23 protein-coding genes and 1 tRNA gene are annotated in these 20,142 nt (G+C 70.4%); 12 read left to right on the forward strand and 12 right to left on the reverse strand.

Features of this window, described 5'->3' with window-relative positions; all coding sequences use genetic code 11:
• The first annotated feature begins 27 nt into the window (after positions 1–27).
• The gene (locus AB0J40_RS04540) at positions 28–339 is read left to right on the forward strand and encodes a hypothetical protein (protein ID WP_364447530.1); all 312 of its coding nucleotides are present in this window, start codon (positions 28–30) and stop codon (positions 337–339) included.
• Complete coding sequence (locus tag AB0J40_RS04545) at positions 336–908, forward strand: hypothetical protein (protein WP_364447532.1); 573 nt, start codon at positions 336–338, stop codon at positions 906–908. The genes AB0J40_RS04540 and AB0J40_RS04545 overlap by 4 nt, the downstream gene beginning before the upstream one ends.
• Here the strand turns inward: AB0J40_RS04545 and AB0J40_RS04550 are convergent.
• Positions 901–1,668: an NAD(P)H-binding protein gene (locus AB0J40_RS04550; RefSeq protein WP_364447535.1), complete on the reverse strand. Its 768-nt coding sequence runs from the start codon at positions 1,666–1,668 to the stop codon at positions 901–903. The two genes, AB0J40_RS04545 and AB0J40_RS04550, sit on opposite strands and share 8 nt — an antisense overlap.
• A 328-nt stretch (positions 1,669–1,996) precedes the next feature.
• On the opposite strand from AB0J40_RS04550, the gene AB0J40_RS04555 reads away from it, so the two are divergent.
• Complete coding sequence (locus tag AB0J40_RS04555) at positions 1,997–2,911, forward strand: hypothetical protein (RefSeq protein ID WP_364447538.1); 915 nt, start codon at positions 1,997–1,999, stop codon at positions 2,909–2,911.
• A 19-nt stretch (positions 2,912–2,930) separates the two neighbouring features.
• On the opposite strand, the gene AB0J40_RS04560 is transcribed toward AB0J40_RS04555, so the two are convergent.
• From AB0J40_RS04560 to AB0J40_RS04575, 4 genes are all read right to left on the reverse strand, one after another.
• Positions 2,931–3,017: transfer RNA gene (locus AB0J40_RS04560), tRNA-Ser, on the reverse strand.
• A 33-nt stretch (positions 3,018–3,050) separates the two neighbouring features.
• Positions 3,051–3,266 carry a CsbD family protein gene (locus AB0J40_RS04565; protein WP_364447540.1) on the reverse strand — a complete coding sequence of 72 codons (216 nt, stop codon included), beginning with the start codon at positions 3,264–3,266 and terminating at the stop codon, positions 3,051–3,053.
• A gap of 20 nt (positions 3,267–3,286) precedes the next feature.
• Complete coding sequence (locus AB0J40_RS04570) at positions 3,287–3,715, reverse strand: nucleoside deaminase (RefSeq protein ID WP_364447543.1); 429 nt, start codon at positions 3,713–3,715, stop codon at positions 3,287–3,289.
• A gap of 23 nt (positions 3,716–3,738) precedes the next feature.
• Positions 3,739–4,221, reverse strand: a complete 483-nt coding sequence (locus AB0J40_RS04575; RefSeq protein WP_206789346.1) for a tRNA adenosine deaminase-associated protein — start codon at positions 4,219–4,221, stop codon at positions 3,739–3,741.
• Between the two features lie 77 nt (positions 4,222–4,298).
• Here AB0J40_RS04575 and AB0J40_RS04580 point away from each other — a divergent pair, with 77 nt between their 5' ends.
• Positions 4,299–5,528 carry a M20 family metallopeptidase gene (locus tag AB0J40_RS04580; protein WP_364447546.1) on the forward strand — a complete coding sequence of 410 codons (1,230 nt, stop codon included), beginning with the start codon at positions 4,299–4,301 and terminating at the stop codon, positions 5,526–5,528.
• Here AB0J40_RS04580 and AB0J40_RS04585 read toward each other — a convergent pair.
• On the reverse strand, positions 5,525–7,471 hold the full coding sequence (locus tag AB0J40_RS04585; RefSeq protein WP_364447549.1) for a phosphocholine-specific phospholipase C: 1,947 nt from the start codon (positions 7,469–7,471) through the stop codon (positions 5,525–5,527). The genes AB0J40_RS04580 and AB0J40_RS04585 overlap by 4 nt on opposite strands.
• 75 nt (positions 7,472–7,546) lie before the next feature.
• On the opposite strand from AB0J40_RS04585, the gene AB0J40_RS04590 reads away from it, so the two are divergent.
• The 3 genes from AB0J40_RS04590 (at position 7,547) to thrS (ending at position 9,815) form a co-directional block, all read left to right on the forward strand.
• On the forward strand, positions 7,547–7,924 hold the full coding sequence (locus tag AB0J40_RS04590; protein ID WP_364447552.1) for a VOC family protein: 378 nt from the start codon (positions 7,547–7,549) through the stop codon (positions 7,922–7,924).
• Positions 7,925–7,949: 25 nt separating this feature from the next.
• Positions 7,950–8,423: a heme-degrading domain-containing protein gene (locus tag AB0J40_RS04595; protein ID WP_364447555.1), complete on the forward strand. Its 474-nt coding sequence runs from the start codon at positions 7,950–7,952 to the stop codon at positions 8,421–8,423.
• Between the two features lie 162 nt (positions 8,424–8,585).
• Complete coding sequence (gene thrS, locus AB0J40_RS04600) at positions 8,586–9,815, forward strand: threonine--tRNA ligase (RefSeq protein ID WP_364447558.1); 1,230 nt, start codon at positions 8,586–8,588, stop codon at positions 9,813–9,815.
• Here the strand turns inward: thrS and AB0J40_RS04605 are convergent.
• The 5 genes from AB0J40_RS04605 to AB0J40_RS04625 form a co-directional block, all read right to left on the reverse strand.
• Complete coding sequence (locus AB0J40_RS04605; RefSeq protein ID WP_364447561.1) at positions 9,745–10,587, reverse strand: MerR family transcriptional regulator; 843 nt, start codon at positions 10,585–10,587, stop codon at positions 9,745–9,747. The genes thrS and AB0J40_RS04605 overlap by 71 nt on opposite strands.
• 113 nt (positions 10,588–10,700) lie before the next feature.
• Positions 10,701–11,528 carry an ABC transporter permease subunit gene (locus tag AB0J40_RS04610; RefSeq protein WP_364447564.1) on the reverse strand — a complete coding sequence of 276 codons (828 nt, stop codon included), beginning with the start codon at positions 11,526–11,528 and terminating at the stop codon, positions 10,701–10,703.
• Complete coding sequence (locus tag AB0J40_RS04615; RefSeq protein ID WP_364447567.1) at positions 11,525–12,418, reverse strand: sugar ABC transporter permease; 894 nt, start codon at positions 12,416–12,418, stop codon at positions 11,525–11,527. The genes AB0J40_RS04610 and AB0J40_RS04615 overlap by 4 nt, the downstream gene beginning before the upstream one ends.
• The gene (locus AB0J40_RS04620; RefSeq protein WP_364447569.1) at positions 12,415–13,458 is read right to left on the reverse strand and encodes an ABC transporter ATP-binding protein; all 1,044 of its coding nucleotides are present in this window, start codon (positions 13,456–13,458) and stop codon (positions 12,415–12,417) included. The genes AB0J40_RS04615 and AB0J40_RS04620 overlap by 4 nt, the downstream gene beginning before the upstream one ends.
• A complete protein-coding gene (locus AB0J40_RS04625; protein WP_364447572.1) occupies positions 13,455–14,681 on the reverse strand; it encodes an extracellular solute-binding protein in 1,227 nt (408 codons plus the stop codon). Before AB0J40_RS04625 ends, AB0J40_RS04620 begins: the two co-directional genes overlap by 4 nt.
• Positions 14,682–14,743: 62 nt before the next feature.
• Here AB0J40_RS04625 and AB0J40_RS04630 point away from each other — a divergent pair, with 62 nt between their 5' ends.
• From AB0J40_RS04630 to lysA, 5 genes are all read left to right on the forward strand, one after another.
• Entirely contained in the window at positions 14,744–15,439 is a 696-nt protein-coding gene (locus AB0J40_RS04630; RefSeq protein ID WP_364448683.1) for a GntR family transcriptional regulator, read from the forward strand.
• Positions 15,436–16,341 (forward strand): dihydrodipicolinate synthase family protein, encoded by a 906-nt coding sequence (locus AB0J40_RS04635; protein WP_364447575.1) that lies wholly within the window; start codon positions 15,436–15,438, stop codon positions 16,339–16,341. Before AB0J40_RS04630 ends, AB0J40_RS04635 begins: the two co-directional genes overlap by 4 nt.
• A 471-nt stretch (positions 16,342–16,812) precedes the next feature.
• Positions 16,813–17,844 carry an acyl-CoA desaturase gene (locus AB0J40_RS04640; RefSeq protein WP_364447578.1) on the forward strand — a complete coding sequence of 344 codons (1,032 nt, stop codon included), beginning with the start codon at positions 16,813–16,815 and terminating at the stop codon, positions 17,842–17,844.
• The gene (locus AB0J40_RS04645) at positions 17,841–18,023 is read left to right on the forward strand and encodes an RGCVC family protein (RefSeq protein ID WP_364447580.1); all 183 of its coding nucleotides are present in this window, start codon (positions 17,841–17,843) and stop codon (positions 18,021–18,023) included. The genes AB0J40_RS04640 and AB0J40_RS04645 overlap by 4 nt, the downstream gene beginning before the upstream one ends.
• A gap of 167 nt (positions 18,024–18,190) precedes the next feature.
• On the forward strand, positions 18,191–19,534 hold the full coding sequence (gene lysA, locus AB0J40_RS04650) for a diaminopimelate decarboxylase (protein ID WP_364447583.1): 1,344 nt from the start codon (positions 18,191–18,193) through the stop codon (positions 19,532–19,534).
• Here lysA and AB0J40_RS04655 read toward each other — a convergent pair.
• Positions 19,512–20,132, reverse strand: a complete 621-nt coding sequence (locus AB0J40_RS04655) for a TetR/AcrR family transcriptional regulator C-terminal domain-containing protein (RefSeq protein WP_364447586.1) — start codon at positions 20,130–20,132, stop codon at positions 19,512–19,514. The two genes, lysA and AB0J40_RS04655, sit on opposite strands and share 23 nt — an antisense overlap.
• Between the last annotated feature and the right edge of the window lie 10 nt (positions 20,133–20,142).

Raw genomic sequence — 20,142 nt, forward strand, 5'->3', positions numbered from 1 at the left:
TGAGCGCCCTTGACGACGGAGGTCCCCATGCCGGAAGGCAGAGGCTCGCGGATCGACAGTGACCGGCTGCGCGCAGCGGCCGACCTGCTGGATCAGGCCACGGCCGCCGACGACAAGGCAGCGGGCCGGTTCGCCGAGGCCCGCGTCGATTCGACGCCGTTCGGCATCTCGGCGCAGGCCCGCGAGCTGGCGGCCCGCTGGGCAGCGGCACTGGCGGCCCGCGAAGCCGACGCGAGGGTCCTCGGCGACGCGACGTCCGACCTGGCCGGCCGCCTGCGCATGACGGCGGAGAGCACCCGCGCCACCGGCTTCCGCGGCCGCCTCGCGGTGGCGCCGTGACGGCTCCGGTGTTCGAGCACCCGGCGTTGACGTCGGCGGCGGCGTCGCTGGCGTCGTTGCGCGCGGCGGCGGGCCGCATCGGCGCCCCGGACCCGGTCGCGGCCCTGCGTCACCTGGACTGTTCCCCGGCGTCGATCAGCGCGTCCGCGACGACGGTCGACGCGGGGGCGCTGCTGGTGACATCGGCGTCGGCGGAGTTCCGCGAGGGAGTGGAGCACGCGGAAACGGGCGGCAGCGCGGAGACGTTCGGCATCTGGGCGGACACAGTGGACGGTCAGTACGCGGCAGCGGCCCAGGCGGCCGCGGCCACGGCGGCGTTGGGCGCCCGGATCGCGTCGGAACTGGACACGCTGGCGGTCTCGACGGCGGCGCAGGTGTGCGAGCTGGCCTCAGCGGCCGCTGCCTCGGTGACGGCGGTCCTGGCGGGCGACCGTTCGGCCGAGGTGGTGAGCACGGTGAGTTCGACGTGCACTTCGGTGGTCCGGACGGTCTTGGCGCAGGTCGCTTCGTTGTCTTCGCTGGCGGCGGAGCTGGAACCGTTGACGGCGCCGGTGGTCGAGCTCAGCTGAACCGTTCGCGAGCCCATTCCTCGAAGGACCGCGCGGGGTGGCCGGTTACGTTCGGGACGTCGAGCGAGACGGGCTCCGGGTTGTCGACAAGCGAAGCCCAATAGGGCAGGGCGCTCTTCGCGAATTCCTCGCCGAGTTGCGTTATCGCTTCTTGTTCGGGCTGTTCTTCCCAGCGGACTGGCTTTCCCATCGCTTGCCCGATGATCTTCACCTGGTCCGCTTGGCTGAGGGCTTCCGGTCCGGTCACGAGGTAGAACTGCTTCGCGTGGTCTTCGGTGAAGGCTTTGACCGCCATGTCGGCGACGTCTTTCTCGTGCACGAGGGATCGCTTGGCCTGCCCGTACGGGGCGCGGACTTTGCCGGTTTCGGCTTGGGCGACCCAGCCGAGGGTGTTGGTGGCGAGGCCGGTGATCCGGAGGAAGGTCCAGTCATCGGTGACTTTCCCGGCGGCGGTTTCAATGTCACCCCAGAATCCCCCGTCCTCCGCGGCGGCCGAGGAGACGTAGACGATTTTCTTGTCTCTGAAGGGTTCCAGCGCTTTGTCGATTCCTTCGGAGGGGTAGAAGGGCCAGACGAAGTAGACGGCATCAACCCCTTCGGCGGCTTGGGCCGGGTCGGTGATGTCGCCTACTACGACTTCGCCTTGCTGCACTTTGGCGGGATCACGGACGAGAACTCGGGTATCGACGCCTCGGTCGAGCAGCCCGGCGACGACGTGCCGGCCGGTGTTGCCGGTGGCCCCGGTGACGAGGACCTTCATGTGCGCTCCTTGGTGATCGGCTGGTACCGACCACGCTCACACTTCAAGGGCCCTTCAGGTCAAGCGTCACGTAACAACCCGGCCGAGTACAGCGACCTCAACGCACGACCGGCGCCAAGATGGGAAGAACTCGATGAAGTGCCCCCGCTGTCAAGGACAGGAAATCCGGACGATCGCTCCGGGCTACTTCGAATGCAGGTCGGTCGGCACGACTACGATCTTCGTACCCGACCAGGCCAGGCCCGGCCAGATGCGGCCAGCGAGCAGCGGGACCGCTTGCGGGCACCTGTGGCAGGAAGCAGCGCCGTCCGGCGCCGGAGACACACCAGTGTGCCACGAGTGCGGCACCTTCGCCGTCGGCCGCTGCCCGGAATGCGGGCACGCGGTTTGCGGGGTTCACAGTTGGCTGATCAACGACAAGCGCCTCTGCCGAGCGCATGCGATCGCCGCGCAGAAAGCCATCGACGACCGACGTGCCGCAGCCAGCCGGCATCAGCAAGACCGTGTCGAAGCGGCTGCAGTTTCGGCGAAACAACGTCAAGAACGTGCCGAGGCCGAGCTGCGGAGGTTGATCGGAAGCCTCAACGAAGCAGGCCGACCCGGCTTGGCTCCTCGCCACCGCAGATGGCACGAGGAACGCTATTTTTCGAAGAAGCTCCGGGAAGTGATCGACCCCCTCGAACCCGGCTGGCCGGTCGGCCCGCTGCTTTGGCACTGGTCGTACGTCGTCCGCGGCGACGACATAACCGGCAAGCGCGCCGTCCAAAGCGCCGCCCTGCCGAACGGCAAGCTCGCGGAGTTGAACGTCGGTCACAGCTACGAATCCGAACACTGGTCGCTGAGACTCCACCCACACACTCTCCAGACGGAGCGCGTCAACACTGCCCTGGCCTGCCACCTGCGACGCACCGAACTGCCGGAGTGGCAGGAGGAGCCAACGAAGGGCAGCGAGACGCTCTCGATCATCGTGGACTTGGAGCACGCGGACAAGGCGGCTGACGAAGTATTCCTACGCGCAGCCGAAGGAAGCAGCAGCATCAGCGAATTGACGGAGACGGCAGCGCAACTCGACAAAGCCATGCGAGCGGTCGAGGCATTGCTCAGGACCGTCGAGCCCACCTGGCTGACCGATCACCAGGGTGACCGGATCGTCCGCGCCCAGGAACTGGCCGCCCACACCCGAGCACGGCTCGAATCGCAGCTCGAGGACCGAACGCAACGGACCCCCGGCCAGCTGGGCTGACCGGGGGTCCGGGTGAGAGCGGTGGCGGTGGGATTTGAACCCACGGACGGGATTAACCGTCACACGATTTCGAGTCGTGCTCCTTCGGCCGCTCGGACACGCCACCGCCGAGAACAATACCGGAGGGCCGACCACGACCTCACAAGGGGTCGGTGCGCCGCCCCGAGCGGAGCCTGACCTGGGCTTCCCGCACCGCTCGACCGGCCCGCACGCGGACGTCGCCGACCGCCGAGCGGAACTGGGCCGAGCGCCTCTGGGCCCGGCCCGATGACTCCAGACGGCGGTTGCCGGTCACCGCGCCGGCCTTCTCGCGAGCACTACCCACTACCTGCTGGATCCGGTGCTTCATCGTCATACCGGAGGAGTACCCAAAAATCAGCGACGCGTAGCGAAGTACGTCTCCAAGACCGCCGCACACTCCACCGAAAGCACGCCTCCGTGCACCTCGGGCCGGTGGTTGAGACGGCGGTCACGCACGACGTCCCACAGCGACCCCACCGCGCCCGTCTTCGGCTCCCACGCCCCGAACACCAGGCGCGCGATGCGGGCCAGCACCAGCGCCCCCGCGCACATCGTGCACGGCTCCAGCGTCACCGCCAGCGTGCAGCCCTCCAGGCGCCAGCCGTCGCCGACGACGGCCGCCGCCGCGCGCAGCGCGAGGATCTCCGCGTGCGCCGTCGGGTCGCCCAGCTCGACGCGCGCGTTGCGCGCCGCCGCCAGTGGTGTGCCGTCCGGGCCGAACACGACCGCGCCGATCGGCACGTCCGCGCCCGGAGCCCGCGCTGCCTCCAGCGCGGCCTCCACGGCCTCGGTGTCGGACAGCCGGCTCAGAGCTCGTCCAGGAGCTTGGCGAACTCGCTGCCGAACCCGCAGCGCTGCGCGACCATCTGCAGCTGCTCGTCCGGGTACAGGTCGACCTCGCCGACGATGACCTCCAGCTCCGGCCCGGGCAGCCCGAGATCGGCGAGGATCTCCAGGTCGCCTTCGGGCCAGACGGAGTCGTCCTCCTCGTCGGGCGGGTCGACGCGCAGGACGTCGAGGACGTCCGCCGCGATGTCGTAGTCCAGCGCCGCCGCCGCGTCCGAGAGCAGCAACGACGGCCCCCGCGGGCTCGGGCGGACGATGACGAAGAACTCGTCGTCGACCGCCAGGAGCCCGAAGCTCGCGCCGGTGGAACGTAGTTTGCCCAGTTCAGTGATCGCCGCGTCCAGCTCGGTCAGCGCCCCCGGGTCGAGCGCACTGCACCGCCACCGACCGTCTTCCCGGACCACGGCTACCGCGAAGCCCGTGACCGGCTCATCCACCGCCATGCGCACACCGTATTCCGCCGCTCGACCGAACGCACGCACGGTGCGCCCGAAGCGCCGCATGGGGCACTATCGGGTCCATGACCGGCCCCACTGACCTGCCCACCCTGCCCGGCACGCCGTTCGCCGGCCTCCTCGACGACGCGCGGGCGCTGCAGGACCGCACGGTCGCGCTCCGCCGCGTCGTGCACCGCCACCCGGAGCAGGGGCTCCACCTGCCGCGCACCCAGAAGGCGATCAGGGAGGCCCTCGACGGCCTGCCGCTGGAGATCACCGAGGGCAAGGCCACGACGTCGCTGACGGCCGTCCTGCGCGGCGGGAAGCCCGGCCCCGCGGTGCTGCTGCGCGGCGACATGGACGCGCTGCCGCTCACCGAGGAGACCGGCCTCGACTTCGCGTCCGAGGACGAGGAGTCGATGCACGCGTGCGGGCACGACACGCACGTCGCGATGCTCGCGTCGGCGGCCCGGCTGCTCGCCGAGCGCAAGGACCAGCTGGCCGGCTCGGTCGTGTTCATGTTCCAGCCGGGCGAGGAGGGCCACCACGGCGCCCGCTTCATGATCCACGAGGGTGTGCTCGACGCCGCCGGGACGCGGGTCGAGCGCGCGTTCGGCGTGCACATCCTGGCCAACGCGCGCAGCGGGCTGCTGCAGCTGCGGCCCGGCCCGCTGATGGCGTCGGCGGACTCGTTCCACGTGCGCGTCACCGGCAAGGGCGGCCACGGCTCGGCGCCGCAGCACACGATCGACCCGGTGCCCGCCGCCGCGGCGATGGTCGGCGCCCTGCACACGATGATCACGCGCCGGGTCAGCGTGTTCGACCCCGCCGTGCTCTCGGTGACCCGGATCCAGGCCGGCACGACGTCCAACATCATCCCGGAGACCGCCGAGCTCGAGGGCACGATCCGCACGCTGTCCGAGCAGACGCGCGCGCTCGTCCGCGCCGAGCTGCCGAAGGTGTGCGAGCAGGTCGGCGCGGCGTACGGGTGCCGCGTGGTCGCCGACGTCGAGCCGGGCTACCCCGTGACGGTCAACGACGACCGCGTCGCCGCCGAAGTCCTGCGGCTCGGCGCGGAGGTGCTCGGCCCGGAGAACGTCGAGCTGCTCGCCGACCCCCTGATGGGCGCCGAGGACTTTTCCTATGTACTGCAACGCGTCCAGGGCGCGTATGCGTTCCTCGGCGCGTGCCCGCCCGGCGTCGACCCGGCCGAAGCGGCGGCGAACCACTCCAACCGCGTTCTCTTCGACGAGGACGCGATGCCGAGCGGCGTCGCGATACTCGCCGCGTTCGCGCTGGACGCCCTGCGTTAAGGCCCGGTCCTGGACGGCCTCCCGTCTTCCAGGTGGCCGGCGAAGCGACGGCGCCACCCCGGCGTCTCGAAAACGACGTCGTACCAGCCGTTCTTCGTCGGCACCGGGTAGTCGTGCGAGGCACCCGGCGCCAAGGTGACATCGTTCAGCGCGACCGGCGCCGGCCCGCTGTTGGTCACCGTGACGCGCAACGCGGGCGTCGGCGTGAACGTGACGGACGCGTCGAGGCCCGCGTTGCCGGAAGCCTCGACGACGAAGCCGTTCGGCCCGTGGATGGCGATGTCGTACGACTCGGCGTACCGGACTTCGCCAGTCGTCTCGGTCTTCGGGCCGAGGTCGAAGCGTTGTGACGCTCCGCCCGCGTGGTAGGCGTACGCGGCCAGCTGCAGCGCGTGCGTCCCGTGGTTGGCCAGGTGCAGCTTCAGTGCGCCCGGCCCGGCCGTGACCCAGGCGACCGGCTGGTACGGCAGCGGGCGCGCCTTCGCCGTGCCGGGGTCCTGCACCAGCGCCCCCGGTCCCAGCCCGGGCTTCGGCAGCCGGGGCTGCGTCCGGTCGGCTTCGGCGCGCAGCGCGTTCGCGTCCGGCAGCAGCGGGATCGTCGTGTCGTGCGTGCGGAAGTCGAAACAGCTGGTCAGGTCGCCGCAGATGGCCCGGCGCCAGGCCGAGATGTTCGGCTCGCGCACCCCGGTCCAGGTCTCGAGGAAGCGCAGCACCGACGTGTGGTCGAAGACCTGCGAGTTCACCCAGCCGCCGCGGCTCCACGGCGAGACGACGGTCATCGGCACCCGCGGCCCCAGCCCGATCGGCAACGGCGCGCCGGACGCCCCACCCTTCTCCGGCCGGTTGCCCGGCAGGTACTCGCCGGGGGTCCCGGGTGGCGGCGTCGGCGGGACGACGTGGTCGAAGAAGCCGTCGTTCTCGTCGTAGTTGATGAAGACGACGGTCGACTCCCACAGCGAAGGGTTGTCCCACAACGCTTTCAGCATCCGCTGGACGTAGGCGGCGCCGTCGACCGGCCGGGCGGCGGGGTGCTCGCAGTAGCCGTACGGCGCCACGACCCACGACACCGCGGGCAGTGTCCCGGCGGCGCAGTCCGCGAGGAACTCGGCCAGGACGTGGTCGAGGTCTTTGCCCTTGCCCGAGTCCGGCAGCAATTTGGTGCGCAGGTTCGCGCGTTCGGCCAGCCGCCGCTTCACCGGGTCCATCGAGTACAGCGCGTCGTGGAAGTTCTGGAACAGCCACAGCGGGTTGTCGCCGTAGTCGCCGACGAAGTGCTCGGGGACGCCGCGCTCTTCATCGTTCGCGTAGATCCGCCACGTGATCCCGGCGGACTCGAGCCGTTCGGGGTAGGTCGTCCAGCGGAACGACGGCTCGTAGTCCGGGAAGTTGTGCGTGACCGGGCCGCCGGCGACGCCTTCCGGGTCGATCGTGCCGGTCCAGTGGAACAGCCGGTTCGGCTGCGTCGGGCCCTGGATCGAGCAGAAGTAGTGGTCGCACAGCGTGAACGCGGCCGCCAGCGCGCGCTGGAACGGGATGTCTTCGCGCGTGAAGTACCCCATCGTCATGGGGCTCTTCGAGGCGACCCAGGCGTCGTACGCGCCGCCGTTCCACGCGCGGTGCGTGCTGTTCCAGTCGTGCGGCAGCTCGCCGAGGTCCTGGCCGTCCACAACGGACGTGTCGACCCGGAACGGCAGCACCGGCGCACCCTTGCCGCGCTGGCGGAAGACGTCCCGCAGCGCCGCGCGGTCGCCGAAGCCGCGTACGCCGGCCATGGTGCCGTAGTAGTGGTCGAACGACCGGTTCTCCTGCATCAGCACCACGACGTGCCGGACGTCGTCGATCGTTCCCTTCCGCGGCGGAGCGGCGCACGAAGCCGAGAGCGAGCCGGCGACGGTGGCGGCGGCCGCGCCGCCGAGCACCGTGCGCCGCCGGATGCGGCCCATGCCTGCCTCCTCGCACGAGGTTTGCCCACGTCAGCGGACCAGGTAGCTTTTCACCTCCGGGAGAGAGGTGAAGCCATGCTCGGCTCAGCGGAACTGGTCGCCTTCGCACCGTCAACCGACCTGGAACGTTCACGTGCCTTCTACACGGATGTCGCCGGGCTCGAGTTCATCGAGCAGACCCCCTTCGCGTGCGTGTTCCGCAGTGGCGCGACCATGCTGCGCGTCACCGCCGTCGCCGAGTTCACGCCCCAGCCGTTCACGGTGCTCGGCTGGGCGGTCGCCGACATCCGGGTCGCAGTGGCCGGCCTGCGCGACCGGGGCGTGGAGTTCCTCACGTTCGACACGCTGCCACAGGACACCGACAAAATCTGGACCACGCCCGGCGGCCGGATCGCGTGGTTCCGCGATCCGGATGGCAACGTGCTGTCACTGACCGAGTTCACTGGCAATTAAACAACAGTGTTGATTTAATGGGTGGATGACCGAAGCCGACCGCCTCGCCCAGCTCGCTGAGCAGGAAGAACGTCTCCAGTTCACGAAGTTCGACAACGAGACGGCGCTGGCCCTCGGCGCCCAACTGCTGGCCGCGGCCCGGGAGCGCGGCCTGCCGGTGACGGTCTCGGTCCGCCGCGGCGGCCAGCGCCTCTTCCACGCGGCCCTGCCCGGCACGTCCGCGGACAACGACGCATGGATCGACCGCAAGAGCCGGGTGGTCGACCGCTACGGCCACAGCTCGTTCTACGTGGGAACGCAGTTCCGCGCGAAGGGCGGCTCGTTCGAGGCGGACTCGCGCCTGGACCCGGACGAGTACGCGGCCCACGGCGGGGTGTTCCCGGTGCTCGTCCGCGGCGTCGGCCCAGTCGGGACGGTGGGCGTATCCGGCCTCCCGCAGGCCGACGACCACGCGTTCGTCGTCGAGCAGCTGGAGCTGTTCCTGGCTTCGCGAAAATGACTGGCGAGCGCGGCTACTGTTGAGAACATGAAGCGCGCTGCGAGCACGACGACGCCGGAAAGTGTCCCGGCGCGCTGATCCATGCTCACGCAAAGCCCGGGGCGGTCGCCCCGGGCTTTCGTCTTGTGGTCCTCCGCCTCGCCGCCCGACGAGGAGTCCACAATGCACGACCACCGCAAGCTCGGCCGCGAACTCGGCCTGTTCGGCACCGACCCGCTCATCGGCGCCGGCCTGCCCTACTGGCTACCCGACGGCGCCGTCATCCGGCACAGCCTCGAGGAGTACGTCCACAGCCTCGAACGGCGCGCCGGCTACCGGCACGTCCACTCGCCGGTGCTCGCCAAACGCGAGCTGTACGAGATTTCCGGGCACTGGGCGCACTACCGCGACGACATGTACCCGCCCATGGACGTCGGCGGCGAACAGCTCGTGCTGCGGCCGAGCCTCTGCCCGCACCACGCGCTGATCTACCGTTCGCGCAGCCACAGCTACCGCGAACTGCCGCTGCGGATCGCCGAAATCGGCGGGATGTACCGCAGCGAGCTGTCCGGCGTGCTCGGCGGGTTGAACCGCGTGCGCGCGATCCAGCTCAACGACGCCCACATCTTCTGCACCCTCGACCAGGTCGAAGCCGAAGCCGCCGCCGCGCTGGCGCTGATCCGCCAGGCCTACGCCGCCCTCGGCATCCAGCCCGCGCGCTACCGCCTCTCCCTGCCCGGCCCCGGCGGGAAGTACGTGCCCGGGAACTGGGACCGCGCCGTGGCGATCCTGCGTTCGGTCCTCGACGGCCTGCCGTACGACGCCGTCGAGGGCGAAGCCGCCTTCTACGGCCCCAAGATCGACGTCCAGATCGCCGACAGCGCCGGTCGCGAGTCGACCCTGTCCACCGTGCAGGTCGACTTCCACCAGCCGGAACAGTTCGACCTCGAGTACGTCGGCGCGGACGCCGCGAAGCACCGGCCGGTCATGCTGCACCGCAGCATCATCGGCAGCGTCGAACGCGCGGTCGCGCAGCTCGTCGAGGTCCACGGTGGCGCGTTCCCGGCATGGCTGGCGCCGGTCCAGCTGCGGCTGCTGCCGCTGTCCGTCGCGGAGCTGCCCTACGCGCAGTCGCTTGTGGACAGCTGCGCCGACCTGCGGGTCGAGATCGCGGCCGAAGGCAGCCTCGGCGCACGGATCCGAGACGGCCGGCTGGTGCCGTACCAGGCCGTGATCGGACCGCAGGAGGTCGCCGCCGGGCAGCTTTCCGTCCGGTTGCGTGACGGGAGCCGGGTGGACGCCCAACCGGTGGAGGACGCGCTGGCATCGATCCTGGACGCGGTCAGGCCGCCATGGCCTCGGCCAGCCAGTCGAAGGCGGGAGCCAGGCTTTCCGGTGCCGCCCAGCCGTTGATCACCCCCAATAGCTGCAAGTAGCGCTCGCGGCGCGGATCGTTGACGACGCCGAGCCACTCCCGGAGCTCGCCGGGATCGCGCCCCAACCCGTCGACGATCGCCTTCGCCGCCGGTGACTTCGGCACGATCCCGGCTGCGACGGCCGGGGTGACAGCGTCCCGCACCTCGGCAGCCAGGTCACGACGCAACCCGCCTTCGTGACGGTCCGCGAGCCGGCGCAGGTTCGCGCGGAACTCCGTGTCCCGCATCAGCGCGGCCAGCTCGAGCCACGCCTCGGCCTGCTCGGGGCTGGGGTCCTCGGGCAGGTCCGGGGTCAGGGTCCGGGCGATCCCCGCCAGCTCGGGACGCTCACCCAGCGCGTCGGCGAGGAAGTCGCCGATCAGGCACCGCCGCTCCACTTCGGACAGCAGGGCCCGCTGGTGCGAGAGACTCGCTTCCGCAGGGGACGAGCCGCGATCCGCCACCGCGTTCAGCACCTCCCTTCGCCGACGCAGCACGCCGATCTGCACCTCCACCGCCGCGGCGTGCTCCGCCGCGACCTCCGCGACGGTGGTCTCGCCGTCGATCACCTGCCGGATCGTGGCGAGGTCGACACCGAGGTCGCGGAGGACCCGGATGACGTCGAGCCGGGCGAGCGCGGCGTCGTCATAACGGCGCTGGCCCGCGGTGTTGCGCCCGGACGGCGGCACGAGGCCGCGATCCGAGTAGAACCGGACAGCCTTGACCGTGAGCCCGGTCCGGTGGGCGAGTTCGCCGATCGAATACCGCATGCCGCAAGCCTGGCAGCTCCCCTCGGGGGAGGCGCAAGACCTGCAGGTTCGCTCGATCGTGTCGATCACACGTTCGACTTTGCGCGGTACAGTCGAACGCATGAGCGAACGAGCTAGGCCTCCTCCCGGATCCGGGTGACCAGCTGAGTCGGGTTCACGAACCGCAACGCGATGAGAAGGAGCACGAGCATGGCGGCGGTGTAGATGGTCGCCATGGCGTCGACCGACTGGTTGGCCCGGATGCCCGCGGCGAACACGGAGTTGTAGAGCGCCACGACGAGGGTCGTCGAGTCCGGGCCGGCGGTGAGGAACGTCAGCTCGAACATGCCGACCGTCCGGACCAGCACGAGGATCGAGGCGGCCAGGATCCCCGGCAGCAGCAGCGGGCCCAGGATCCGGGTGAACACCGAAACCGTGCGCGCGCCGGACATGCGCGCGGCGGCTTCGATCTTCGGGTCGATCTGCTCGATGAACGGCGTCATGGTCAGCACGACGAACGGCACGGACGGCACCAGGTTGGCCAGGATGACGCCGGTGGTCGTGCCGGCCAGGTGGAACTTGTAGAGCACGGTGGCCAGCGGGATGCCGTAGGTGATGGGAGGGATCAGGATCGGCAGCACGAACAGCAGCATCACCAGGCGCTTGCCGCGGAACGAGCGGCGGGCCAGCGCGTAGGCGGCCGGGACGCCGACCGCCACCGACACGGCGATCACCACCAGGGCGACGATCGCCGTGGTGAGGAGGACGTCGGAGAGGCCGAACTCGCGCCAGGCGTCGGCGTACCAGTGGGTGGTGAAGCCGTCCGGGAGCCAGGTGCCGAACCACTGCTTGCCGAACGAGTCGACGACCACCGACAGCACGACCCCGGCGAGGTTGACGAAGAAGAACACGACGATGGCCCAGACGACCCAACGTCCGGGACGCGCGACCCAACCGGTCATCCCTTGCCTCCGGTCGCTCCGCGGTACAGCGTGCCGCGCCACGCCATGACCAGGCCGATCACGATCAGCATGACCACCGCCATGAGCATCGCGACGGCCGAGCCCATCGAGTAGTCGTACTCCTCGAACGCGGCGTGGTAGGCCGCGATCGAGATGACGCGGGTCTCGTTCGCGGGGTCGCCGACGAGCTGCGCGGAGGGGAACACGGAGAACGCCATCACGAACGAAAGGCAGAAGGTGATCGCCAGGCCTGGGGCCAGCAGGGGCAGCGTGATCCGGCGGAAGCGCTGGACCCAGTTCGCGCCGAGCGTCGCGGCCGCCTTCTCCAGGGAGGGGTCGATGCCCGAGAGATAGGAGAGCGTCAGCAGGAAGGAGAACGGGAAACCGGTGATCACCAGGGACAGCAGCACGCCGGTGTAGTTGTGGATCAGCGGGAGCGGCTGATCCGTGATGCCGAGGACGGTGAGCAGCTTGTTCAGCCAGCCCGCCGGGCCGCCGTACATGATCAGGCCCTGCGCGGTGAGCACCGTGCCGAGCGTGATCGGCACGACGAGGATCGTCGTCAGGAGGCGCTTGCCGCGGACGCGGCCGCGCATCACGTACGCGATCGGGATGCTGGCGAGCACGTTGATGAACGTCGCGGGCAGCGCGATGCCGAGCGTCGTCCAGATGGTGTCGCGGAGGTAGGGGTCGCCGAAGAAGCGCGCGTAGTTGGCGAAGACGCCGCCCCGGCGCGGGGCGAACGACAACTGGAGGCCGTACAGGAAGGGGTACAGGAACAGGCAGGCCGTGACCAGCAGACCGGGCACGAGGAGGAGCAGGGTGCGGTCGATGCCGCGTTCGGCCAGGCGGTGACGCAGTGCCGGGCGGGCACTCGCGACGGCCGTCATGGCTCGAACACCAGGACGCGCTCGGCCGGGACGCCGATCCGCGTGGTGTCGCCGGGGGCGAGGCGCTTGTCGGTCCGGAAGTAGACCGGCACACCGCTCTCGAGCCGGGCCGAGACCGACAGCTCGCGGCCGTGGTATTCGACGATCTCGACCGTGACGTCGAGGGCGTTCTCCGTGCCGTCGCCGACCACGAAGTCCTCCGGGCGGATCGCCACCTTGGCCGCGCCTTGCGCGAGCGAGCCGCGGCCGGTCAGGCGGACCCCCGCGCCCTCCACGGTGACGGAGGAGCCGGCGGTTCCGGTGACCGTCACGTCCAAGAGGTTGCGATAACCCATGAAGGAGGCGACATAGCTGTTCACCGGCTGGGCGTAGACCTCCTCGGGCGTGCCGATCTGCTGCACCGCGCCTTCGCGCAGCACGACCAGGCGGTCGGCCAGCGACAGGGCCTCCTCCTGGTCGTGGGTGACGTACACCGTGGTCAGGCCGAGCGTCTGGTGGAGCCGGCGGATCTCCATCCGCATCTCGAGGCGGAGCTTGGCGTCCAGGTTGGACAGTGGCTCGTCCATCAGGACCACCGGTGGCTCGAGCACCACGGCGCGGGCGATGGCGACGCGCTGCTGCTGTCCGCCGGACAGCTGCGCGGGGAACTTCGCCGCGTGGTCGGTGAGCTGGACCAGGCGGAGGGCCTCGTCGACGCGGCGGCGGGCGTCGGCCCGGCCGACCTTGCGCATCTTGAGGCCGAAGCCGACGTTGGCGCGGACCGACATGTGCGGGAACAGCGCGTAGTTCTGGAAGACCATCCCGAATCCGCGCTGCTCCGGGGGCTGGCCGTCGATGCGGGTTTCGTCGAGCCAGATGCTGCCGCCCGTCAGGGGCAGCAGACCGGCCAGGCAGTTCAGCGCGGTCGACTTGCCGCAGCCGGACGGGCCGAGCAGGGCCACGAACTCGCCGCGCGCGATGGCGAGGTCGAGGCCGCTCAGGGCGTTCGCGGTGCCGAAGCTGCGCGAGACGCCGTCCAGCCGCAGCTGCCCGAACGTCACTTCTTGCCGACCTTCGAGCCGCCGACCAGCTGGTTCCACTTGTCGAACGCCTTGACCTGCTGCTCGGCGGGCAGCGAGGTCTCCTTGGGGTACTGCGCGATCCACTGCTCGTACTCCGGGCGCCCGAACTGCTTGATCGTGTCCTGGCTCTTCTGCGGCGCCATCTGCAGGGTGACGTCCTTGACCGCCGGGCCGGGGTAGAAGTAGCCGTCGTCGTAGGCGATCGCCTGCTGGTCCGGCTTCAGCATCCACGCGATCAGCTGGAGGATCGCCGACTCCTGGTCGGGCGAGAGGCCCTTCGGGATCAGGGCGTACTGGGCGTCGGTGACCCAGTGCATCGGCTGCATGATCGCGGTCTTGACCGTGTTGGGCACCGTGCCGAGCTTGCGCGGGTTGATGTCCCAGCCGGTCGTCGACATGATCATGTCCACCGAACCGGACGCGAGGTTCTTCATGGTCTCGGTGGTGCCGGACGGGTAGTACTTCACGTACTTGCCCAGCTCCTGCAGGAACGCCCAGGTCTTGTCCCAGCCCTTGTCCGGGTCCTTCGGGTCCTTGTCGCCGAGCAGGTACGGCAGGCCCATGAGGAACGTGCGGCCGGGGCCGGAGTTGGACGGCTGCGCGTACTGGAACTTCTCCGGGTGCGCTTTGGCCCAGTCGAGCAGTTCCTGCGGGGACGCCGGCGCCGCCTGAACGGCCGCCGGGTTGAACTCCAGCAGCGGGCCGGACGGGTAGTAGACGACCTCGACGCCGTAGCCGTTGGCCAGCTCCTGCATCTTGGCCGCGGGCTCGAGGTAGTTCTGCATGAGGTTCGGGAACCGGCCGGAGAAGTCCGGCAGCACCTTCGCCAGCGTGCCGTTCGCGATGCCGGCGGAGAGGCCGTCCGTGCCGCTGAGGACGAGGTGCGTCTGGGCGACGCCGCCGTCCTGCTCGGCCTTCAGCTTGCCCGCCATGCTCGGTGCGGGCGCCGTCGAGTACGTGACCTTCGCGAGCACCTCGGGGTGCGCGGCCTTGAAGTTCTCGATCATCTGCTTGGTGAGCTGCAGGTTGCCCGCGACGTCGAGGATGTTCAGGTCGACGGGCTTGCTCGGCTTGTCCGGCACGGCCGAGGGGTTCGCCGCCTGGCCGCCGTCCCCGCCGGGCGCGCCACAGGCCGCCAGGCCGGCGGCGAGGCTCGCCGCCAGCAGCACTCGTCGGAATCGGAAGCCGGTGCGACGCTGCATGGCTGCTCCCTGGGTCCGTGATAATGTTGTATGTCGCATCGTATATCAGATCGGACATGCCAGTGGCGAGCACTTCTTCGGCCAGGAGGCCGCCGCCGCCCGTCTCGCGCACTGATTTCGTGCGGGACGCGATCAAGGAAGCGATCTTGAGCGGGGAGTTCGGGCCGGGCGAAACGCTCGTCGAGGCCGAGGTGGGCGCCCTGCTCGGGGTGTCGAAGACGCCGGTGCGCGAGGCACTGCGGATCCTCGCCGGTTCCGGTTTGGTCACGATGAGCACGTACAAGGGCGCCGCGGTCCGGGTCATGGACGCCGAGAGCGCCCACGCGGTGTACGACCTGCGTGCGCTTCTCGAGCCCGAAGCCGTCCGGCGCGCTGTCGAGCGCGGCGCGGACTTCGCCGACGCGCGGCAGGTGCTGGCCGGGGTCGAGACCGGCGCGAACGCGGCCGACCGCGCGAAAGCCAGCCTGGCCAACCGGCTGTTCCACCGCGCGCTCTACGCCGGGTGCGGGAACCCGCTGCTGGTCGAGGTCCTCGACGGCCTGCGCGACCAGGCCGCGCTGATCACGGTCACCGGCTGGGGCATCAGTCCCACGTGGCAGGGCGAGGCGGCCGAGCACCGGGCGATCCTGGCCGCCGCCGAGAGCGGGAACGCCCGGCAGGCCGAACACCTGCTGCGCAGGCACATCACGGATTTCCTCGACCGGGTCGCGTGCGGCCTGCCGGGTGAGCACAGCACCGAGACGAAGGGAGCCCGATGACGTTCGAGCAGCAGAGGCGGCGGCTTTCCGGGGTGGTGGCCATCCCGGTCACGCCGTTCGACGCCGAGGGCGCCGTCGACGGGCAGACGTACGCGAAACTCGTCGACCGGCTGGTGACCGGCGGCATCGAGGTCGTGACGCCGAACGGGAACACCGGCGAGTTCTACGCGCTGGACGCGGCGGAAGCCCGGCACTGCCTGGAAGTCACCGTCGAAGCGGTGGCCGGCCGGGCCGGCGTGCTCGCCGGGATCGGCCACGACGTCACCTCGGCGACGCGGGCGGCGACGCACGCGCGGGACGCGGGCGCCGACATGATCATGATCCACCAGCCCGTGCACCCGTACATCTCGGGCGACGGCTGGGTCGACTACCACGCGGCGATCGCGGCCGCGGTGCCCGAACTCGGCGTCGTGCTCTACGTCCGCAACCCGGCGATCGCCGGCGAACAGCTGCGGGCGCTGGGCGAGGCGGCCCCGAACGTCATCGGCGTGAAGTACGCGGTCCCGGACCCGGTGCGGTTCGGCTCGGTCGCGCGGGACGCCGGCTTCGACCGGTTCGTGTGGATCGCCGGGCTGGCCGAACTCTCGGCTCCCGGCTACTTCGCCGTCGGCGCGACCGGGTTCACGTCGGGCCTGGTGAACGTCGACCCGGCGATCTCGCTGGAGATGTTCCGCGCACTGTCCACAGGGGACTACCCGGCGGCGATGGCGGTCTGGGAGCGGATCCGCCCGTTCGAGGAGCTGCGCGCGGCGAACGGGAACGCGAACAACGTGAGCGTGGTCAAGGACGCGCTCGGCCAGCTCGGCCTGTGCCGCCCCGACGTCCGCCCGCCGAGCCGGCTGCTGACGGCGGCCGAACGGGAACAGCTCTTCGGGCTGCTCTCGTCGTGGGGGCTTTCGTAAGAAGAGCGGCTCGTCGGCGGGCCATGGCGCGGTGACGCCGGACCTCGGCCCGCCGACGAACCACCTGACGACAGGAACCACGACCGAGCGCGAAACTCGTTGCGGCAACCTTGATGGGCGCCCCGGGCGTCGCTCTGCGCGACTGCGGGCGGCTGCTCGCCGGCCGATCGGCCGGCATGGCTGCGGACAAACGGATTTCGGAAGCCGGGTCAGCTCCTGTCCCCGGCCGGTGTGCTCCGGCCGGAAGGTTCCGGGTGTGCGGCAAATCACCGTCATCCCGATGTGGCCGACTGTACACCTCTTCGGTGACCAGCGGGGAATTGTCATCCAGCGCCGGGGATGTCACGCTGGGGGCATACCGCGGAGCGAACCCGCGGTCAGGCCTCAGCGCCCTTCTTCGGGATCGGTCCGGCACACCCAGTGCCGGAAGCCGTTGCTGGACAAGCATTTCAGCTGACCAGGACGGCGGACATGACTTCGCTCCAGACACCGGAAACCTCGCACGGCAGTGATTTCGCCGAGCTGTCCAGGCTCATCAAGGACGCCGGGCTCCTCCGCCGGCGACGGCGCTACTACGCGATCCGCATCGGGCTCAACCTCACCGCGTTCGGCGGCGGCTGGGTCGCGTTCGCCTACCTCGGCGACTCGTGGTGGCAGCTGTTCCTCGCGGCCTTCTTCGCGATGATGTTCGGGCAGCTGTCGTTCATCGGCCACGACGCCGGGCACAAGCAGATCTTCCGCGGCCGCCGGGCGAACGACCTCACCGGCTTCGTCCACGGTGGACTGACCGGGCTGAGCTACGGCTGGTGGATCGGCACCCACGCCCGGCACCACGCCAACCCCAACCACGAGGACGAGGACCCGGACGTCGACATCGCCGCGCTCGCGTTCAGCAAGGCGCAGAGCTCGCGGAAGCGCGGTTTCCTGCGCTGGGTGGCGAAGTACCAGGCGTTTCTGTTCTTCCCGCTGTTGCTGCTGGAAGGCCTGAACCTGCACGTCTCCAGCGTGAAAGCGGTGCTGCGCAAGGATCTCCGGCGCCGGAAGCTGGAGTCCGCGCTGCTGCTCGCACACCTGGTGGCGTACCTGGCCGCGGTGTTCATCGTGCTGTCGCCGCTGACCGGGATCATCTTCATCCTGGCGCACCAGTTCCTGTGGGGCTTGTACATGGGCTGCTCGTTCGCGCCCAACCACAAGGGCATGGAGATGCTCGCGACCGGGCACCGGCTCGACTTCCTGCGCAAGCAGGTGCTGACGTCCCGCAACATCCGCGGCGGCCGGATCGTCGACTTCGCGCTCGGCGGGCTGAACTACCAGATCGAGCACCACCTGTTCCCGAGCATGGCCCGGCCGAACCTGAAGCACGCGCAGGTGATCGTCAGCGAGTTCTGCGCGCGGCGCGGGATTTCGTACGCCCAGTGCGGCTGGGCGCGCTCGTACGGGTACGTGCTCCAGCACCTCCACGAGGCCAGTGAACAGCTGCGGAAGCCGCGGGTGGCGGCGTGACGGCCCCGCTGCCCGACGCACCGGAGACACCCCGATCCGGTACGCGCTGCCCGAGCTGCCCCCACCCGCTCGGCACGCACGACGAGATAGCCCGCCGCTACTGCGCGGCGACGGCGGCGGGCCGAGGAGCGGACCGCGGCTGCGTCTGCGGCACGACGGCGGACCACAAACCAGCCTGACCCCGGCCGGTTGAGGGCAACCGGGGCGTGACCGAAGTTACTCGCGCGTTAACAACACGTCAGCGACCGACGGAAACCCGTCAGGACGGCATTCACGGGTGGGCGCCAACACCGCGAACAGCGGTGTCCTGGCGAAGTCCGATCCGCCGCGATGCCCGGAGGCACCCGTGACGCTCAGCGAGCTTCTTCCCAGCCTCGGCTGCGAAGCCGCCGATCACCTCGAGCCAGGAGTCTGGCCGCGAAGCACCCGACTCGGCGAAGACGGCGAACTCCTCTTCGCCGGCGCGAAGGTCAGTCACCTCGCTGCCCGCTTCGGGACGCCGTCCTACCTCCTCGACGAGCAGCAGGTCCGTGACACTGCCCGCGAGTACCGCGAAGCGCTGCCGGACGTCGAAGTCGCGTACGCGAGCAAGGCGTTGTGTACGCGGTCCGTACTGCGTTGGGTCGCCGAAGAGGGGCTGTCGCTCGACACCTGCTCCGCGGGTGAGATCGCCGTCGCGCGCGCTGTCGGCTTCCCCGCCGAGCGCATGCTGCTGCACGGCAACGCGAAGACGCCCGAAGACCTGAAGGCCGCTCTCGAGTACGGCGTCCGGCGGATCGTCGTCGACTCGCTCGACGAGATCGAGCAGCTCGGCGCGCTCGCGCACGGCGGACAGCAGGTGATGATCCGCGTGACACCAGGCGTCCCGGCCGGGGCCCACCAAGCCATCAGCACCGGCACCGAAGGGCAGAAGTTCGGCTTCTCCCTCCTCGACGGCGTGCCCGACAACGTCGACGCCGCCGTCGAGGCAGTGAAACAGCAACCCGGGTTGTTGCTGAAGGGCCTGCACTGCCACATCGGCTCCCAGGTGACCAGGATCGACCGGTACGAGGCCGCCGCGCGGCGGATGGCCGCGGTGCTCGTCCGGATCCGCGACACCCACGGCGTCACGCTGCGGGAGCTCGACCTCGGCGGCGGGCACGCCGTGCCGTACGTCGGCGGCGAGCCCGCGTTCGACCTCGGCGGCTACTCCCGGCGCCTGCGCGTCGCCCTCGCCTACGAGTGCGCGGCGCACGGGTTCCCGATGCCGCGCCTCACCGTCGAGCCGGGCCGGGCGATCGTCGGGCCGGCCGGGATCACCGTGTACCGCGTGTGCGCGGTCAAGCGCGGCAGCCGCACGTTCGTCGCGGTCGACGGCGGCATGAGCGACAACGCCCGCCCGTCGCTCTACGGCGCCCGCTACACGACACGCCTGATCGGGCGCCGCTCGAAGGAAAAGCGCGTCCCGATGACCGTCGTCGGGCGGCACTGCGAGTCCGGCGACGTCCTCGCCGACGGCATCAGCCTGCCCGGCGACCTGCACGCCGGCGACCTCCTGGCCGTCCCGTGCACCGGCGCCTACCACCACTCGCTGGCGTCGAACTACAACCAGGTCGGGCGGCCGCCGCTGGTCGGCGTCAAGGACGGCTTCGCGACGCTGCTCGTGCGCCGCGAAACCGAGGAGGACCTCAGCCGCCGCGACCTCGGTTAGCCACCTCCAGGCCCGCGAGCAGCACGCCGAGCGCGTACCGGAAGTCGTCGTCGGTCGTCGAACCGGCGCGCTCGCGCAGGCCCCGGGCCATCAGCGGGAACGGGAACGCGTCGGATTCGATCACCGCCGCCTCCTCGGAAGGTGCCGGTCGCGTCTGGTCCTCGACCGCCCGGCCCAGCACGAAGTGCACCAGCACCCCGGCCGCGCGGGTGGCCTCCCCGATCGGGAAGCCCGCCTCGTGCAGCACTCCGACCGCGCGCTCGGCGAACTCGCCGAGCGCGCGGGCCACGGTGAGGTCCGCGCCCAGCGCGACGCGGGCGCCGTCGCGGTGCGCGAGCAACGCCGTGTGCAGCGCGAATCCCGCGCGTTCGAGCCATTCGAGCCACGGCCCCGACGACGGCAGCCCCGCGACGACCGGCGCGACGATCGCGTCCGTCAGGTGGTCGAGCAGCGCGCGCTTGCTGCGGAAGTGCCAGTACAACGCGGGTGCCTTGACGCCCAGCTCGGTGGCCAGCCGCCGGACGGTCAGCTTGTCCAGCCCCTCGGCTTCGAGCAGGCGAAGCGCGACGCGCACCGCGCCGTCGACGTCCAGCGACATGCTCCTCCTT

The sequence above is a fragment of the Amycolatopsis sp. NPDC049691 genome, assembly GCF_040675005.1.
Lineage (GTDB): Bacteria > Actinomycetota > Actinomycetes > Mycobacteriales > Pseudonocardiaceae > Amycolatopsis.

Excerpts from the sequence above, each read along its gene's own strand:
- AB0J40_RS04540 (WP_364447530.1), top strand. The coding sequence starts at position 28 with ATGCCGGAAGGCAGAGGCTCGCGGATCGACAGTGACCGGCTGCGCGCA.
- AB0J40_RS04550 (WP_364447535.1), bottom strand. The coding sequence starts at position 1,668 with ATGAAGGTCCTCGTCACCGGGGCCACCGGCAACACCGGCCGGCACGTC.
- AB0J40_RS04565 (WP_364447540.1), bottom strand. The coding sequence starts at position 3,266 with ATGACGATGAAGCACCGGATCCAGCAGGTAGTGGGTAGTGCTCGCGAG.
- AB0J40_RS04575 (WP_206789346.1), bottom strand. The coding sequence starts at position 4,221 with ATGGCGGTGGATGAGCCGGTCACGGGCTTCGCGGTAGCCGTGGTCCGG.
- AB0J40_RS04580 (WP_364447546.1), top strand. The coding sequence starts at position 4,299 with ATGACCGGCCCCACTGACCTGCCCACCCTGCCCGGCACGCCGTTCGCC.
- AB0J40_RS04585 (WP_364447549.1), bottom strand. The coding sequence starts at position 7,471 with ATGGGCCGCATCCGGCGGCGCACGGTGCTCGGCGGCGCGGCCGCCGCC.
- AB0J40_RS04590 (WP_364447552.1), top strand. The coding sequence starts at position 7,547 with ATGCTCGGCTCAGCGGAACTGGTCGCCTTCGCACCGTCAACCGACCTG.
- AB0J40_RS04595 (WP_364447555.1), top strand. The coding sequence starts at position 7,950 with ATGACCGAAGCCGACCGCCTCGCCCAGCTCGCTGAGCAGGAAGAACGT.
- thrS (WP_364447558.1), top strand. The coding sequence starts at position 8,586 with ATGCACGACCACCGCAAGCTCGGCCGCGAACTCGGCCTGTTCGGCACC.
- AB0J40_RS04605 (WP_364447561.1), bottom strand. The coding sequence starts at position 10,587 with ATGCGGTATTCGATCGGCGAACTCGCCCACCGGACCGGGCTCACGGTC.
- AB0J40_RS04610 (WP_364447564.1), bottom strand. The coding sequence starts at position 11,528 with ATGACCGGTTGGGTCGCGCGTCCCGGACGTTGGGTCGTCTGGGCCATC.
- AB0J40_RS04615 (WP_364447567.1), bottom strand. The coding sequence starts at position 12,418 with ATGACGGCCGTCGCGAGTGCCCGCCCGGCACTGCGTCACCGCCTGGCC.
- AB0J40_RS04625 (WP_364447572.1), bottom strand. The coding sequence starts at position 14,681 with ATGCAGCGTCGCACCGGCTTCCGATTCCGACGAGTGCTGCTGGCGGCG.
- AB0J40_RS04635 (WP_364447575.1), top strand. The coding sequence starts at position 15,436 with ATGACGTTCGAGCAGCAGAGGCGGCGGCTTTCCGGGGTGGTGGCCATC.
- AB0J40_RS04640 (WP_364447578.1), top strand. The coding sequence starts at position 16,813 with ATGACTTCGCTCCAGACACCGGAAACCTCGCACGGCAGTGATTTCGCC.
- AB0J40_RS04655 (WP_364447586.1), bottom strand. The coding sequence starts at position 20,132 with ATGTCGCTGGACGTCGACGGCGCGGTGCGCGTCGCGCTTCGCCTGCTC.